The sequence below is a fragment of the Streptomyces sp. NPDC101237 genome (assembly GCF_044767465.1).
Classification (GTDB): domain Bacteria; phylum Actinomycetota; class Actinomycetes; order Streptomycetales; family Streptomycetaceae; genus Streptomyces; species Streptomyces gramineus.
The window spans coordinates 24061-39918 of the sequence record NZ_JBIWNY010000003.1; the positions used below are offsets into that span (position 1 = coordinate 24061).

The 15858-nt window shown below is 74.9% G+C and carries 12 protein-coding genes and 1 pseudogene; 4 read left to right on the top strand and 9 right to left on the bottom strand.

Features of this window, described 5'->3' with window-relative positions:
- Positions 1–26 precede the first annotated feature (26 nt).
- The 4 genes from ACIRQ9_RS05955 to ACIRQ9_RS05970 form a co-directional block, all read right to left on the bottom strand.
- Positions 27–1064: a rod shape-determining protein gene (locus ACIRQ9_RS05955; RefSeq protein ID WP_404167594.1), complete on the bottom strand. Its 1038-nt coding sequence runs from the start codon at positions 1062–1064 to the stop codon at positions 27–29.
- 214 nt (positions 1065–1278) lie between these two features.
- Positions 1279–2640 (bottom strand): carboxyl transferase domain-containing protein, encoded by a 1362-nt coding sequence (locus ACIRQ9_RS05960; RefSeq protein WP_404167596.1) that lies wholly within the window; start codon positions 2638–2640, stop codon positions 1279–1281.
- Positions 2633–4114, bottom strand: coding sequence for an acyl-CoA synthetase (locus ACIRQ9_RS05965; RefSeq protein WP_404167598.1), 1482 nt, complete (start codon positions 4112–4114; stop codon positions 2633–2635). The genes ACIRQ9_RS05960 and ACIRQ9_RS05965 overlap by 8 nt, the downstream gene beginning before the upstream one ends.
- A gap of 135 nt (positions 4115–4249) precedes the next feature.
- The gene (locus ACIRQ9_RS05970; RefSeq protein ID WP_404167600.1) at positions 4250–5326 is read right to left on the bottom strand and encodes a MerR family transcriptional regulator; all 1077 of its coding nucleotides are present in this window, start codon (positions 5324–5326) and stop codon (positions 4250–4252) included.
- A 157-nt stretch (positions 5327–5483) separates the two neighbouring features.
- Here ACIRQ9_RS05970 and ACIRQ9_RS05975 point away from each other — a divergent pair, with 157 nt between their 5' ends.
- The gene (locus ACIRQ9_RS05975; protein ID WP_404167602.1) at positions 5484–6356 is read left to right on the top strand and encodes a RimK family alpha-L-glutamate ligase; all 873 of its coding nucleotides are present in this window, start codon (positions 5484–5486) and stop codon (positions 6354–6356) included.
- Here the strand turns inward: ACIRQ9_RS05975 and ACIRQ9_RS05980 are convergent.
- Complete coding sequence (locus ACIRQ9_RS05980) at positions 6337–6891, bottom strand: hypothetical protein (protein ID WP_404167604.1); 555 nt, start codon at positions 6889–6891, stop codon at positions 6337–6339. The genes ACIRQ9_RS05975 and ACIRQ9_RS05980 overlap by 20 nt on opposite strands.
- A 164-nt stretch (positions 6892–7055) precedes the next feature.
- On the opposite strand from ACIRQ9_RS05980, the gene ACIRQ9_RS05985 reads away from it, so the two are divergent.
- Together ACIRQ9_RS05985 and ACIRQ9_RS05990 are read left to right on the top strand one after the other, a co-directional pair.
- Positions 7056–7829 (top strand): IclR family transcriptional regulator, encoded by a 774-nt coding sequence (locus ACIRQ9_RS05985; protein WP_404167606.1) that lies wholly within the window; start codon positions 7056–7058, stop codon positions 7827–7829.
- Positions 7826–8683: an SMP-30/gluconolactonase/LRE family protein gene (locus ACIRQ9_RS05990; RefSeq protein ID WP_404167608.1), complete on the top strand. Its 858-nt coding sequence runs from the start codon at positions 7826–7828 to the stop codon at positions 8681–8683. Before ACIRQ9_RS05985 ends, ACIRQ9_RS05990 begins: the two co-directional genes overlap by 4 nt.
- Positions 8684–8766: 83 nt before the next feature.
- Here the strand turns inward: ACIRQ9_RS05990 and ACIRQ9_RS05995 are convergent, their stop codons facing one another.
- The 4 genes from ACIRQ9_RS05995 to ACIRQ9_RS06010 form a co-directional block, all read right to left on the bottom strand.
- Positions 8767–10161, bottom strand: a complete 1395-nt coding sequence (locus ACIRQ9_RS05995) for an NAD(P)/FAD-dependent oxidoreductase (protein WP_404167610.1) — start codon at positions 10159–10161, stop codon at positions 8767–8769.
- Positions 10154–11389, bottom strand: coding sequence for an MAB_1171c family putative transporter (locus ACIRQ9_RS06000; RefSeq protein ID WP_404167612.1), 1236 nt, complete (start codon positions 11387–11389; stop codon positions 10154–10156). The genes ACIRQ9_RS05995 and ACIRQ9_RS06000 overlap by 8 nt, the downstream gene beginning before the upstream one ends.
- Entirely contained in the window at positions 11386–11988 is a 603-nt protein-coding gene (locus tag ACIRQ9_RS06005; protein WP_404167614.1) for a toxin-antitoxin system, toxin component family protein, read from the bottom strand. The genes ACIRQ9_RS06000 and ACIRQ9_RS06005 overlap by 4 nt, the downstream gene beginning before the upstream one ends.
- A 459-nt stretch (positions 11989–12447) precedes the next feature.
- On the bottom strand, positions 12448–15486 hold the full coding sequence (locus ACIRQ9_RS06010) for a beta-galactosidase (RefSeq protein WP_404167616.1): 3039 nt from the start codon (positions 15484–15486) through the stop codon (positions 12448–12450).
- A 73-nt stretch (positions 15487–15559) separates the two neighbouring features.
- Between ACIRQ9_RS06010 and ACIRQ9_RS06015 the strand changes: the two are divergent.
- A pseudogene (locus tag ACIRQ9_RS06015) lies at positions 15560–15783 on the top strand (Rrf2 family transcriptional regulator); the annotation flags it as partial.
- Between the last annotated feature and the right edge of the window lie 75 nt (positions 15784–15858).

Genomic DNA, 15858 nt, shown 5'->3' on the forward strand with positions numbered 1-15858 from the left:
TTTTCCCGGCCCGCCCGGGTGCGCGCCTAGGCGGCCAGCGGATTGAGCACGAGCGGTTCGATGCGGCCCTCCAGCATCGCGCCGATGCCCTGGACGACGCACACGTCCGGCCGTTCCGCGATGTGCACCGGCATGCCGGTGGCCTCGCGCAGCAGCTGGTCGAAGCCGGGCAGCAGCGCCGAGCCGCCGACCATCATGATCCCGCGGTCGGCGAGGTCGGCGACCAGATCCGGCGGGCAGTCCCGCAGCACCTTGCCGATCCCGTCCAGCACGCCGGTGAGCGGCGTCTGGATGGCGTCGCGCACGGCCGCGGTGTCCACCCGCACGCTGCGGACGAGGCCGGTGGCCACGTCCCGTCCGTGGATCTCGGTGGAGGCCGGGCCGTCCGCGGTGAGGCCGGTCCCGGACAGGGCGAGCTGCAACGGCCGCACCGACTGGCTCGGCAGCAGCAGCTCGTGCTCGTGCCGCAGGAGCTGCACGATCGCACGGTCCACGGCCTCGCCGCCCACCGGCAGCCGCTCGGCGCACACGATCGACCCGAGGGAGAGCACCGCGACCTGCGTCGCCGCCGCCCCGCAGACCAGGATCATGGTCGCCTCGGGCCGCTCCACCGGCATTCCGCAGCCCACGGCGGCGGCGATCAGCGTGTCGACCAGCTCCACCCGCCGCGCGCCCAGCCCCGCCAGCGTCTCGATGGTCGCCCGCTGCGCCAGCGGGTCGGCGTCGTGCGGGGTGCAGGCCGCCGCGCGCAGCCGGGGCTTGCGGCGCAGCGAGCGGCGGATCTTGTCCCCGAGGAGATGGCGCAGCATCCGCTGGGCGATCTCGATGTCGACGACGGTTCCGCCCGAGATGGGGCGCACCACGCGGATGTAGTCGGGGGTCCGTCCCGTCATCCTCTCCGCGAACTCGCCGACCGCGATCAGCGCGCCGGTCCGCGTGTTCACGGCGGCCACCGAAGGCTGGTCGACGACCAGGCCCATGCCCTTCACGTACACCCGGGTACGGGCGGCCCCCAGATCGACGGCGAAGTGGCAGCGGCGCAACTGCTCCAGGCTGACGGTCACGGCAGGTCCTCCCGAGTGTGCGCGGGCCGTACGCGGTGGCACCGCCGGTCGGCGGCCTGCTTCGCATCCTCCGGGGGATCGGGACGGGCCGCCTTCGGGAGGGGGCCGGGTGGGGCAACGGCTGAACGGGGGTTTCCCGGCCGCGCGCGGCCGGCGGCCGGGCCGGCGCCCGTACCCGGCGGGGAGACCGGCCGGGCGGCGGGAGCGCGGTGGTTCAGGGCCGGGAGGGACCGGCGATGCCCCGGACGACCCCCAGCTCCACCAGGTCCTGCGGCCGGATCCGCAGCTGGCCGGCGGTGGCCTCGACCTCCTCGGGGGGCCGTTTGAGGATCGCCGCCGCCAGCTCCGGCGCGATGACCGAGAAGTAACTGTCGGGCGTGGCCCAGGTGTTGCCGGGCGCGGCCAGCGCCAGCGCGCCGCCCGAGCCGCCCTCGCCGACGACCAGGGTGGTGACCGGCGTCCGCGCCGACGCCACCGCGCCGAACAGCTCCGCGATCGCCGCGCCGACGCCCTGGCGTTCCGCCTCGGCGTCGTTGGCGGCGCCCGGTGTGTCGACGAGGGTCAGCACGGGGATCCCGAGCCGGCCGGCGAGCCGTATCAGGCGGGTGGCGGTGCGGAATCCGGCGGGCCGGGTCGCCGTGCCGGTCTGCGCGGCGAAGGCGACGGCATGCCCGTCCCGCTCGCCGAACCCGCACAGCATCCCGTCCGGGTCCGCGCCCCCGCACCGGTCGCCGACCAGGGCGACCCGGCTCTCGCCGAACCAGGCGTCCAGGTAGGCCCGGGCGCGCGGCCGCTCGGGCGACCGGGCCCGCAGCACGGCCTGCCACCCGGTCTCGGGCAGTCCGGCGGCGCCCAGGGCGTCCGGCGGCGCGGCGGGAGCGGAGACCGGACCGGTCAGCAGCCGCAGCCACAGCCCGAGCACCGCCCGCAGCTCCTCCGGCGCCACCACGGCGTCCGCCGATCCGGCCGCGACCTGCGCGTGGGCGGTGTACGCCGCCGGGTCCGCGTCCGGTGGCCGGACCCGGGAGCCCGCGAAACCCACCTGGGCGCCCGGCAGCGCCAGGATCACGTCGGCACCGGCACCCAGGGTGGCCCAGCCGCCGCCGGTCGTCGGATCGCGCACCACCGCGATCTGCGGCAGCCCCGCCTCGCGGGTGAGCGCCGACTGGCGGGCCACCCGCTGGAGCTGGGACAGGGCGAGCATGCCCTCCTGCATCCGGCTGCCGCCGGTGGCGACCAGCGGCACCACCGGCAGCCGGTGCGCGCGGGCATGCCGGTACGCCGCCTCCAGCCGGTCCCCGGTGCGCTCGCCCAGCGAGCCGCCGAGATAGCCGAACTCGAACACGATCAGGACGGCCGCGCTGCCCTTCACGCGCGCGGTGCCGACGACGACGGACTCCCGCTCGCCGGTGCGCTCGGCGGCGCGGGCGCGCGAGGCGTCGTAACCCTGCCAGCCGAGAGGGCCGTCGGGCGCGGACTCGCGGACGGGGTCGGGGAGCTGGGTGAAGGTGCCGGGGTCGGCGACGAGGTCGAGGAACTGCCGGGCGGAGAGCCGGACGGAGCGGTTCTCAGACACCCAGGGCCCGCTTCATGATCTTCCCCATGTCGTTGCGGGGGAGGGCGTCCAGGTAGCGGACCGTCCGCGGGCGCTTGTGCGGGGCGAGCCGCTCGGCCACGTGGTCCGCCAGCTCCCGCTCGCCGGGCGGTGACAGCGGGTCCGCCGGGACGATCCAGGCGACGATCCGCTCGCCCAGGTCCGGGTCCGGCTCCCCGGTGACGGCGGCCTCGCGCACCCCCGGGTGTTCGAGGAGCGCGTTCTCGATCTCACCGGCCCCGATCTTGTAACCGCCGCTCTTGATCAGGTCGGTGGCCTTGCGGCCGACGATCCGCACGTAGCCGTCCGGTTCGCGCACGGCCATGTCGCCGGTCCGGAACCAGCCGTCGGCGGTGAACGCGGCGGCGGTGGCGTCGGGCCGGTTGAGGTACTCCGTGAACAGGTTCGGCCCGCGCACCTGGATCTCCCCGACGGTCTCGCCGTCGTACCCGCCGATCGCCGTCCCGTCCTCCTCCACCAGCCGCAGCTCCACACCCGGCAGCGGCACGCCCACGGTCCCCGCCCTGGCCTCGCCGTCCGCCCGGACACTGGTGTTCATCAGCGTCTCCGTCATGCCGTACCGCTCGATCACCCGGCGCCCGGTCGCGGCCGCGATCCGCTCGTGGTCGTGGACGGGCAGCGCGGCCGATCCGGAGACCAGCAGCCGGGCCCGGCCGAGGGCCTTCGCGAGCGCGGGGTCGGCGGGCAGCGCCTCGGCGATCCGGTGGTACATGGTGGGGACGCCGAACAGCATGGTCGCGCCGTCGGTCAGCTCGCGGGTGACGCCGCCGGTGTCGAACCGCCCGAGGTGCCGGACGCTGCCGCCGCGCCGCAGCGGCCCGAGGACGCCCAGCACCAGCCCGTGCACGTGGAACAGCGGCAGCCCGTGCACCAGCACGTCGTCCGCGGTCCACTGCCAGGCGTCGGCGAGCGCGTCCAGGGTGGTGGCGAGCGCCCGGCGCGGCAGGACGGCGCCCTTGGGCGGTCCGGTGGTGCCGGAGGTGTAGACGACGAGGGCGGGATCGTCCCCGGCGGCGCGGTCCTCGGGGACGGGGCCGGCGGCGCGCACGTCCACGTCGATCCGCGGCAGGGCGGCCGCGGCCGCGGGGAGCACGGCGCCCGGGGCGGCCAGCACCGCGGAGGGCGTGCTGTCGGAGAGGATGTGCGCGAGTTCCTTGTCGCCGGACTTCGGGTTGAGGGGGACGGCGGCCCGGCCGGCGAGCAGGACACCGACGACGGCGACCGCCGTCTCCAGCTCCGGGGTCGCCCACACGGCGACCCGGCCGGCGTCCCCGATCCCGCGGGCCACGGCGCCCGCGGCCCCGGCGAGCTGCCCGTACGTCAGCGACCGTGCGCCGAACCGCAGGGCGGCCCGCGCCCGGACCCGGTCCGCGGGGACCCCGCTCCCGCCGTGCTCGCCCGGACCGTCCGCCAGGGCCGGAAACAGAAGGGACACGCGACGACTCCTCACCGGTCGGAACCTCGACAGCCCCTTCCTACACCAGGCGTGCGCCTCCCGGGCCGTCCACCCGCACTCCGGTCACCGCCCCCGGTCCCCGCGGGCGGCCGGCGGGCGTCGCCACGACCGTGCTCAGGCCGGGACGGACGGCCGGGCGCGGACGACGTCGGCGACGACGACGCTCACGTTGTCAGCGCCGCCCACCGCGTTCGCCTCGTCCACCAACGTCCGCGCCACGTCCGCCGGTTCGCCGCCGCCCGCCACCAGTTCCCGGATCCGCCGGTCGGGGACCTCCCTGCTCAGGCCGTCCGAGCACAGCAGGTACCGGTCCCCTTCCCGGGCCTCGCGCAGCTTCAGGTCCGGCGTGGCCGACGCGTTCACGGGCAGCGCCTTGGCGAGCAGCATCCGCTGGGGGTGGCTGTCGGCCTCCTCCGGTGTCAGCCGGCCCTCGTCGATCAGCGACTGCACCACGCTGTGGTCGTGCGTGATGCGGAACAGTCCGCCGTCCCGCAGCAGGTACGCCCGCGAGTCGCCGATGTGCGCGAGGGCCAGCCGGGACCCGGTCCACAGCAGCGCGGTGAGGGTCGTACCGGCGTCCGTGCCGTCCCCGGCCGCCTCCCGCACCGCGTCGTCCGCCGAACGCACCGCGTCCTCCAGGAGGTTCAGCACGTTCCCCGCCGACAGCTCGGCGTCCTCCAGGGACTTCAGCGCGTCCACGGCGGCGGCGCTGGCGCGGGCCCCGGCCGCGCCGCAACCGTCGGCGACGGCCAGCAGGCGGTGCCCCGCGTACACGGTGTCCTGGTTGGCGGGCCGCACGTGCCCCCGGTCCGAACGGGCGGCGTAACGCAACTCCAGCATGATGGTGGTGTCCCTTCCGGTCTCTCCCGACAGATGGTCGACGAGGAACGCGGCCAGATCCGCGCGTGCGGCGGTCTCCGCCTCCACCCCGGCCCAGTACGCCCGGATCTCCCGGGCGGCCCGGCCGGGCGGCAGCGCGCACACCTCGCGGATCCGCGCGAGCGGCATCCCGAGCCGGCGCAGCCAGGCCACCAGCCGGGCGCGTTCGAGCTGCTCGGCGGCGTAGTAGCGGTAGCCGGTGTCCGGGTCGACCCGGGCGGGCCGCAGCAGGTCCAGCTCGTCGTACAGCCGCAGTGCCTTCGGCGACAGCCGGCAGGCCTTCGCGAAGGCGCCGATGGTCAGCCACTTCATGCCGCACCCCGTGTTCCTCGACGTCTGTCCCCGATGCTGGGGCTTCACCGAGGGTGAAGGTCAACAGGGCGGCCGCGGTTGCGGTGCGGCGGCCCCCGGTGGTTAGCCTGCGACGGACGAGAACACCGGCCGCCACCAGGACGAGGGAGCCCCGACCGTGCCCCGAATAGCGCTCGCCACCTACGATCCCGGCTTGGAGCCGGGCAAGGACCAGGATCTGCCGGTGCTGCTGTCCGCGCTGGCCGAGGCCGGCGCGGACGCCGTGGCCCGCCCCTGGGACGACCCGGACGTGGAGTGGGGCGCCTTCGACCTGGTCCTGCTCCGCTCCACCTGGGACTACAGCTGGCGCACCGAGGAGTTCCTGCCGTGGGTGGAGCGGGTGGGGAAGGCGACCCGGATCGCCAACCCGGCCGCCGTGGTCCGCTGGAACAGCGACAAGCGGTATCTCGGCGAACTGGCGGCGGCCGGAGTCCCGGTCGTGCCGACCCGGTACCTCGCCCCGGGCGAGACGGTCGAGCTGCCGTCGGACCGTGAGTTCGTCGTCAAGCCCGCCTTCGGCGCGGGCGCCAGGTTCGCCGCCCGCTACACGCCGGGCGAGCGCGCGACGGCGGCGGCGCACCTGGCCCGGATGCACGGCGAGGGGCTGACCGCGATGGTCCAGCCCTATGTCGCCGGGATCGACGTCGGCGGCGAGCGGGCGCTGCAGTTCTTCGGCGGCAGGCTGCTGCACGCCAGCCGCAAGCGGGCGGTCCTCACGCCGGGCACGGCCTACGACGCGGACAAGGTCGCCCACCCCGGCCTGGAGCGGTGGACCGCGACCGACGCCGAACTCGCGGTGGCCCGGCGGGCGCTGGCCGCCGTACCGGAGGCGCCCGAGCTGCTGTACGCCCGGGTGGATCTCGTCGACGGGGCGGACGGGCGGCCCCGGGTGATGGAGCTGGAGCTGGTCGAGCCGAACCTGTTCCTGTTCCTGCACCCGGAGTCGACGGACGCGGTGGTGGCGGCGGTCCTCAGCGCGGCCCGCCGATGACCGCCGTGCGCTGGAGCAGGCCCCAGGTGAACTCCGCGACCACCTGGCGGCCGTCGGGCATCGTGAGCGCGAGGCCCCAGCGGGTGGGTGCCGTGCCCTCCAGGGGGCGGGCGGGCGCGAAGGCGCGGGCGGCCTCGTCGACCGTGCAGGACCAGGGGGCGAGGTCGTCGTAGGTCTCGAGTCGCGGGGCGGCGGCGCCGGGGGCACGGACCAGCCATGCGTTCCACACCGCGCCGCCGGGACCGGCCAGGACCTCGAAGCGCAGGGCGGGCCACAGGGAGAGCGGCCACTGCCAGGCCGTGCACTCCAGGTCGCCGACCCTGCGCGTGGTCTCGGAGCCGGGCGGTCCGAGGACCGAGCGGTAGCGGGCGGCGGCGGACCGGGAACGCGGCGAGCGGGCCATCGCCTGCCACCGCTTGTTGGTCTCGCGCATGTCCGCGATCGACGCGCCCAGCGTCCGCCGGGCGTCCTCCACCAGGTCCGGATTGTGGTCGGCCATGCGGCGCAGCAGCACCAGCTGGAAGTCCAGTCGCATGCCCCCCATGGTGCACGCGCGCCTCGCGGCCGGTTCCCGGCCATTGCCCGGGACATGGCCGGTGGTTAGCCTGTGTTCGTCATGCCGATCGCCTGTTGATATCTCGAACAGCTCTCGCGCTTGCGACGATATCCGGCGCCAAGACCCAAGGGAGGGGGCCGGACGTGGGACGCCTCGTGCCTGCCGTGACCCGGGCTCTCGACATTCTTGAGCTCTTCCTCGACGGGGACGGGACTCTCTCCGCCCCCGACATAGTGCGCAGACTCCAGTTGCCGCGCACCACCGTGCACGAACTGGTCACCACGCTCTCGGCCCGGTCCTACATCGTCTCGGTGCCCGGCCAGCCCGGACGATACCGGCTCGGCGTCCGCCCGTACCAGCTAGGCAGCCGCTACGCCGAACAGCTCGACCTCGCCGCGGAGGGCCAGCAGGTCGCCCGGTCCGTCGCCGAGACCTGCGACGAGACCGTGCACGTGGCGATCCTCGAAGGGACCGACGTCATCTACATCGCCAAGGTCGACTCCACGCACGCGGTCCGGATGGTCTCCGCCGCCGGCCGCCGGCTGCCCGCCCACTGCACCTCGGTCGGCAAGATGCTGCTGGCCTCGCTGCCGGAGCAGGAGCTGGCCGCGCGCATCCCGGACGACGCCGACCTCGTCGCCATGACCCCGAACAGCATCACCGAGCCGGGCGCCCTGCGCGAGGCCCTGACCGCGATCCGCGCCCGGGGCATCGCGGTGGAGAGCCGGGAGTCCAACCCGGACGTCTCCTGCGTCGCCGCACCGGTCCTCGACCGCGCCGCCCAGGTCGTCGCGGCGCTGTCCATCTCGGTCCCGATGATCCGCTGGAGCGACGAGCGCCGCATCGAGCTGGAGCAGCTCGCCGCCAAGGGCGCCGCCGAACTCTCCGAGCGCCTGGGCCACCGGAGCGTGGCATGACGACCCCGTACACCCCCTACGAGGTCGCGGTGGCGGCCGAGGCCACCCTGGGCGAGGGCCCGACCTGGGACGCGGCGACCGGCCGGCTGATCTGGATCGACGTGCTCGGCGCGCGGATCCACACCTACGACCCGGTCACGGGCCGCCGTACGGTCCGTACCGCCGAGCAGCACATCGGCGCGGTCAAGCCCCGCGTGAACGGCGGCCTGGTGCTCAACCTCCGGGACGGCGTGGGTCTCCTCGACCCCGACGACACGTTCCGCTGGCTCCACCGCGAGCCGGTCGCCGGGCGGCGCGCCAACGACGCGGCGGTGGCACCGGACGGCTCCCTGTGGGCGGGCACCATGCGCTACGACGAGAGGACGGGCGGCGGCACGCTGTCCCGGGTGACCGGTGACGGCTCGGTGACCACCCTGCTGCCCGAGGTCACGGTCAGCAACGGGACGGGCTGGAGCCCGGACGGCAGCCGCGTGTACTACGTCGACACCCCGACCCGCCGGGTGGACGTCTTCGACTACGACGGCGAACGGCCGCGCGACCGGCGCCCGTGGGTGACCGTCGAGGCGGACGCCGGATACCCCGACGGACTGACCGTCGACGCGGAGGGCTGCGTGTGGGTGGCGCTGTGGGGTGGGGGAGCGGTGCACCGCTACACGCCCGACGGCGAGCTGGACCGGGTGATCGGCCTGCCCGCGTCGCTGACGACGGCCTGCGCGTTCGGCGGCGCCGACCTGACCGACCTGTACGTGACGACGGCCCGGGTGGGACTGGAGCGGCCGCATCCGACGGCGGGCTCCCTGCTGGTGGTCCCGGGCGCGGGGAAGGGTGTGGCGCAGCCGGCGTTCCGGGGCTAGCGGCGGCTCCGGTCCGCCGGTCGGCCGCGGCGCGCGGGGACCGGTAGCGCAGGTCCCCGCGCCCCGGAAGGGGCACGGTCCCCCTACAGGACGCCGGCCGCCTTCAGTTCGTCCGTGGTGAGCGGCGGCCGGGTCAGCTGCGGGCGCAGGGGGCCCACCAGCGCGCCCAGCAGGACGCCCGGCGTCAGCAGGACCTGCGCCCCCCGCTCCAGTGACGTCACGTCCGTGACCCGGCGGGCGATCCGGCCGTTCCCGGTCGCCGTGTACAGCAGCCGGTCCACGTAGGCGTGCGCCAGCCGGTCGCGCAGGCCTGGCCCGTGCTCCGTCGCGCCCGGGTAGAACACGTCGGTGCCCGTGGACAGTTCCCAGGCCGCGCGGGCCGGCCGGCTCACCGCCTTCTGCAGGGCCCGGGCGAGCCCCGGGGAGCCCCAGCCCCGGCGCCGTAGCACCTCCCGCACGGCGAGCGCCCCCTGCGCGGCCACCGACATCCCGTGCCCGTACACGGGGTTGAGCGCGCACAGCGCGTCGCCGAGGACGGCCAGGTTCTCCGGCCAGGCCTTGGCCCGTTCGTAGAAGTGGCGCCGGTTGGCCGTCGTACGGGTCACCGACACGCCGGTCAGCGGCTCGGCGTCGGCGAGCAGGTCGGCGATCACCGGATGGGCCAGCTCCTCCCGCGCGTAGCGCAGGAAGTCCTCGGCGTCGGAGCCCGGTTCGCCGCCGCGGCTGCCGTGCAGGGTGACCAGCCACCGGCCGTCCTCGATCGGCATCAGGACACCGCCGCGGCCGGGACGGCCGTCCCGCGGGCTCGCCTGGAGGGTGACGATCGGGAAGCCGGTACGGACCGTCTCCGCCGGGGCCCGGAACATCCGGCTGGCGTAGGCGATCCCGGAGTCGACCTCACGGACCTCGGCCGCCGGCAGCCCGAGCCGGGCCAGCCAGTCGGGCATGCGCGAGCCGCGGCCGGTCGCGTCGACGACCAGACCGGCGGTGCGTACGTGCTCCGCGCCGGTGCCGAGCGCCCGCAGCCGCACGCCCGTGACGGCGCGGTCCGAGCCGAGCAGGCCCACCGCCTCGGTCCCGGTGACCAGTTCGATCCGCTGGTCGGCGAGGACCCGCTCGCGCACCACCCGGTCCACCAGGTCCCGGCTGCCCGTCAGCGTGAACGCGGACTCCGCCCAGCGCCGGTACCAGCCCCGCGGGGACAGCGCCACCATGTCCGTGGTCACCGGCACGCGCCGTACGCCCGCCGCGGCCAGCCCTTCGACGGTGCCGGGCAGCAGCTCGTCGAGGGCACGGGCGCCGCCTGACCACAGGTGGTGGACGTGGCGGGCCTGCGGGAGCCCCTTGCGCGGTTCCGCGCCCGCGGGCAGCACGTCGCGTTCCACGACCACGACCCGGTCCGCGAAGGGGGTCAGCGCCCGGGCCGCGAGCAGGCCGGCGAGGGAGCCGCCGAGGACGACGGCGGTGCGGTCAGTCATGAAGGGCAACGCTCTCTGCTGGGGCGGCCGCACGTTCCCGTACCGCCTCGATCCGGTCGGGGTGGCGCAGCGCCCGGGACACCGCGCCGATCTCCCGCAGGAGATGGGTGGCGTCCGGGCCGCCGGTCGCGTCGGCGGGTTCGGGGGCGTGCCCCCGGGTGCCGACGGCGTTCAGGATGCTGACCGCGGAGGCCAGGGCCCGGGCCTGCGCGGGCGGGTGGCCGAGGCCGAGCGCCGCGTCGTAGGAGCGCCGGTCGAGATCGGCGTCGATGCGCCGGGTCAGCGGCAGCAGCACGTCCCGGATGAACGTCTCACGCCGCGTCAGCCGCAGCTCGGGCGTGGCGCGCAGCACGAACGGGACGCCGTCGCCGTGCACGGTCCGGGTCAGCTGGTACAGCGGCCGCAGCTCGTGGTGGGCGAGCCGGATCCGCCACCGGTCGTGGAGGTACTGGCCGGCGTGCGGCAGGATGAAGCCGACGGCGATGTTGATCGCGGACAGGGCGGCGACCGGCGGGGCCAGGCTGGTGCTGAGCCAGTCCAGGTCCGAGCCGCACCAGCGGGCGGTGACGGCGACCAGCTTGCAGGCGTCGAAGATCAGGTTCAGCACGTAGCCGACGCCGAGCAGCTTCAGGCCCCAGCGCAGCCAGGCGTCCAGGCCCTCGGTGCGCACCCAGTTCCAGATCAGCCGTGAGGTGATCAGACAGGCCACGCAGTGCGCGACGAGGTAGAGCAGGATCTCCTCGCGCATGAAGGGCGTGGTGGCGTAGTACGTGTCGAGGTCCCGGAGCCGTTCCACGGGGACGTCGGCGAGCGCGAACAGCAGCCACAGGACGGCGATCACCGAGGAGTAGCCGGCGACGACCCAGCGCATCGCGCGCCGGGTGGCGGCCGAGCGGTCGGCCAGCCCGTTGCGCCAGGCGATGATCAGCAGCAGACAGGAGCCGCCGAACGCGGTGATGAGGGAATAGCACCACGGGGCCGAGACGTTGGGGACGCCGGTCCACCGGTTCACGGTGGCGATCGTCGAGGGCGTGCAGAACACGAACACCCCGCAGGCGAGCAGCAGCAGGCCGCCGACCGCGCGCAGCAGCGGGTCCCGCCACAGCCGGACGATGGTGGGCAGCTTGATCACCAGGGCGGTCGTCAGCACCGCGGTGGGGATCCAGAAGGAGATGTAGAACTCGCCGAGGAGCCCGCCGGGGTCCGCGGCCGCCGCGAGGGTCCTCACCGTGCCGCACCGCCGCGCCCGCGGTAGCCGAGGCTGCGCTGCACGGGGCCGGACGGGGCCCGCCGCGGCTGGTCGACCCAGGGCCGCAAGGCGGTCGCCAGCCGGTGTCCGAAGTCGTCGGCCTCGGCCTCGTCGGCCCGGCGGGAGCCGTTGCGGGCGGCCACCGTCAGCGCCGTGTCCCGCCAGCCGGGCCGCCCGGCCAGCGCGCGGGCCGCCTCCGCGCCGGCCCCGTGGTGGTGGCGCCGTCCGGTGTGCAGGTGCCACAACTCGTGCCCGAGGATGACCACTCGCTGCAGGTCCTCGGCCCGCTCCTCGACGATGACCAGGTCGAAGTCGTGGAACTCCACCCACACTCCGGTGACCTCGATCTCGTCCGGGAACCGCTCGAAGCGCAGCTCCACCGGCCGTCCGCCGCGCAGCGCGGTCATCTCCTCGCACAGCGCCCGGCACAACTCGCCCGCTCCGGCGGGCTGCCGGGGCCTGGCGCGGACGGCCGCGGTGAGACCGGCGGCGAGGCGGCGCATCTGCGCGCCCGGTCCGGAGCGCCGCGGCAGCGCCGCGATCCGGGCCCACCGGTGCCGCGCGCCGGCCACGTCCATCGCTCCCCCTTCGCCCCGCCCGCGGCGGCCCCGCGCCGCGTCGGACGGTCCGAGATTACGCGTCCGGACGTGTCCGCGTCATGCGATCCGACGACGGTGGTTCATTCCGGAACGACTCTCGGGGCGGGGGACTCCCCGTGCGCCCAGGGACGTGAAAGCGCGTTGATCCTACGGTCCCGTTCGAGGTCACGAGCAGGAGGACCTGGTCGCCACCCGCGACCACGTGGGCGCCCGGCCGAAGTCCGCGAAGCGGATCGCTGTCCTTCGACGAGTGGAACCTCTGGTACGCCTCGAAGCGGCACGAGATCGAGAACTCCGCCGCGCGGGACCGGCCCGAGGCCCCGCGCCTCCTGGCGGACCGCTACAGCGTCCTGGACGCGCTGGTCCCCGGCTCCCTGCTCATCGCCCTGCTCTCCTGGAACGTGATCCGTCCGGCCTGAGGCCCCCCGCCCGCCGCGCTCAGCGGCCGGGGGAGGCCACCGCCGTCACCGGCACGCCGCCCGCCGCGCTCCCCAGCAGCGCCAGCCGCACGACTCCCGGCCCGGACTCGCTCGTCCCGTCGCGGAGCACGGCCAGCGCCAGCGTGTTGGAGCCGCGGGTCCGCAGGATCCCGTTCGGCAGCACGAACGTGTGCTGCGGCCCCACGTCGTTGACGTACTGCCCGAGGTTCCACCCGTTCAGGAAGATCTGCACCCGGTAGGCCCGCGCCGGGTCGTCCTCCAGCACCAGTCCCACCGACGCGTCGACCCCGTCCGGCACGGCCAGTTTGAAACCGGTCCGGTACCAGGTGACGCCCATGCCCTTGTCCGCGCGCGGGAGTTCGGCCGGCTGCCAGTCGCCGTCGGCGAAGCCGGGCAGATGCCAGCCCTGCCGTTCGCCGTGGAGCCCGCCGTTGTTCAGCGGACCGCGCACCGGATCGGGCGCGCCCTCGCCCTGGATGCGCCAGCTCACCTTCGGGGAGGCGCCCGCGAAGGTCACCGCGGTCAGGCCGCGGGCCGTCTTGTGGGTGTCCAGGGAGCGGCCGTCCATGTCGTGCTGCATGCGCCGCACCAGCACGGACAGCACCCGCGTGCGCGGCGCGCGCGGCTTCCCGCCGTCCTTCTCCCGCTGCGTGTCCTCGGGGTGGTCGGGATCCTTCTTCTCCGGCCCGGCGACGGCGAACTCGGCCGTGGCGCTCCAGCTGCCCTGCCGGACCGTCTTCGCGTCCGGCACCGGCATCCGGTGCGAACCGAGCGGCTCCCCGTCCAGCCAGGCCATCAGCATGCCCTGGGTGCCCGTGCTGTAGGCGAGCGAGACGGACCGGAGGCCGTCGGTGTCGCCGGTCACCCGGCCCCGGTACCAGACGTCCCCGTAGTGGAAGCCGTAGTCGTCGGCGAACAGCACCGGCCCGCCGTCCGGGACGGGCGTCGTGCCGAACGAGGTCTTCTTGTCGGCCACCGTCCACGACGAGTCGTCGAAGGACGGCGCCGATTCCGGGTTCCCGGCCTTCCGCCGCCAGCCGGTCAGGACCGGAAGCGCCGGCTTCGGGGCCCCCGCCAGGCTCGTGGTGGCGACCAGACTGCCCGAGAGGCTCACCCGGGTCGGCACCGGCCGCCCGTTCCAGGTGACCGAGGAGATCCCGCGCGGCCCCCACACCTCCAGGCCGGTCGGCCCGACCGTGTCCCCGGTGAGTTCCACGGCCGTCCCGTTGATCCTCGCGTGCCGCAGCAGCGCAGGGCCGTAGACCAGCAGGGTGCCGGACGGGGTGTCGTACGGGAACAGCCGCAGCGAGGTCGCGTCGTCGGCGAGGAGCAGGAGCAGCGGGGTGTCGCTCTCGCCGCGCTGGACCAGCACCCGGGTGAGCCCGCCCTGGCCGAGCGGCGCGGTCACGTGCAGGAGGTTCTGGTCGTACACCCAGGCCGCCTCGGCGTCCAGGCGCTGCACGAAGGGCTCGGTCGGGCAGTCCAGGACCAGGTGGGCCATCTCGCCGTAGGGGCCGGTGAACAGGGCGACGTCCTGCCGTCCGGCGGTGAGCACGGCCATCGGCTGCACGGTGGCGTAGCGCAGCGTGCGCCTGCCGAGGGAGAGCCCGGTGGTGACGAGCCGGGCGTCCTTGGCCGGGACGGTGACCTCGATGTCGTCGGTCCCGTCCCGCCCCGGGGCCTTCAGGGTGGACGTCACCGCGCCGGTCCCGTCGTTGCGCAGCACGTACACGTGCGCCCGCGTGTCCGGGTTGGTGAGGTGGTACGTCCGCAGCCCGTCCACGTGGACGTCCGCCGCGCGCTCCAGCCTGGCGAAGTCCGGTACGCGCTGGAGGAGATGGCCGATCTGGTGCATCGGGGCCATCTTCGGGGTGACGTTGCGGGCCTCGTCGATGGCCGCCCCGTAGTCGTACGACGTGTAGACGACCGGCGCCGGAAGCCAGCCCCAGTTCGTGCCGCCGTAGGTCATGTAGACGTTGTGCAGGGTGATGCCGTTGGCGAGGTTGGTGAGGTAGAAGCGGCGTTCGTAGGCAGCGTCCCGGGTGCGCCGGGACTCGGCGTACCCCTTGCCGCCGAACTCGACCCCGCCCCACGGGTCGAACCAGCCGCCGCCGAACTCCGGCACGAACCCGGGCGTACGGGGGCTCGCGGTCGCGCCGCCCTTGAGGCCGCCGATCCCGAAGTGGCCCCAGTCCGGCGGGGTCTGGGCGGGCGACGGGTAGCCGTCGAAGCCGTACAGCCACCTGCCCCGCTCGCCGCCGGTGTCGAAGGAGCCGGGGATCCAGTAGCCGTTGCGGCCCTTGTCGTTGTGGAAGAGCGGCACGTCGATGCCGTCCGCCCGCACCTTCTTGTACAGGTGGGACATGTAGGCGGGCCCGGACGGGTCGGCCACGTGGCCGTCGTACTCGTTCTCGATCTGGTAGAGCAGGACGCTCCCGCCGCCGTCCGTGTGCTGGTGGCGGCGCACGATGCGGTTGACGGCCGTCAGCCACGCGTCGACGTGCCCGAGGTAGACCGGGTCGGTGGTGCGGGCCGGGCCGGGCGTGGCGGTCAGCCAGCCGGGGAAGCCGCCGGCGTCGACCTCGGCGTTGATGTACGGGCCGGGGCGCAGGATGACGTACAGGCCGGTCTCGGCGGCCGTGCGCAGGAACAGGTCCAGGTCGCGGACGCCGGTGAAGTCGAAGCTGCCGGGCGCGGGGGAGTGGAAGTTCCAGGCCACGTAGATGCTGACGGTGTTGTAGCCGTGCGCCCGCATCTTCTCCAGCACGTCCCGCCACAGCGACGGGCTCGGCAGCCGGAAGGGATGCAGTTCACCGGACCACACGACCAGCCGCCGGCCGTCGACGACGAGGGAGTACTGGTCGTAGCCGATCGTGTGCCGGTGTCCGTCGGCACGCGGCGGGGCCGGGGCCGGGCCGGTCGGCACGGTGCGCGCCGCGTAGGCGGCGGGCGCGCCGGGGCCGCCGCTGCCGCCCAGGGCGAAGCCGAGCGCGGTCGAGCCGGCGAGGGCACTGAAGGTACGTCTGCTGAGCGCCAAGGGATCCTCCCGGGCGATCTTACGGGGCGCGGGTGCGGCCATTGTCCACGGCAGGACGCCCCACCACGGACACATGAGGATCTCGGCGCGGGCGGATTACGCGGTACGGGCGGTACCGGAGCTCGCCGAACGGCGCGACGACGGCCCGGTGAAGCCGGAGGAACCCGCCGCGGCGCAGGACATCCCGCACGAGTTCCTCGAAGGCATCCCTGGGTGATCTCCGGCGCGCCGGGATCGTCGACAGCCGGCGCGGCGGGGGCGGCGGCCACCGGCTGGCCCCTCCTGCCGCTGTGGATCGCGCTGCGCGCGAACGTCCGCCGGGCTGTGAAATCCGCCGCTGTGAATGGCCGGAGTTGGCCCTGACCGCTCCGC

Bases quoted from the DNA above. Each gene is read 5' to 3' on its own strand.
- ACIRQ9_RS05970 (WP_404167600.1), bottom strand. From the start codon at position 5,326: ATGAAGTGGCTGACCATCGGCGCCTTCGCGAAGGCCTGCCGGCTGTCG.
- ACIRQ9_RS05980 (WP_404167604.1), bottom strand. From the start codon at position 6,891: ATGCGACTGGACTTCCAGCTGGTGCTGCTGCGCCGCATGGCCGACCAC.
- ACIRQ9_RS05990 (WP_404167608.1), top strand. From the start codon at position 7,826: ATGACGACCCCGTACACCCCCTACGAGGTCGCGGTGGCGGCCGAGGCC.
- ACIRQ9_RS05995 (WP_404167610.1), bottom strand. From the start codon at position 10,161: ATGACTGACCGCACCGCCGTCGTCCTCGGCGGCTCCCTCGCCGGCCTG.
- ACIRQ9_RS06005 (WP_404167614.1), bottom strand. From the start codon at position 11,988: ATGGACGTGGCCGGCGCGCGGCACCGGTGGGCCCGGATCGCGGCGCTG.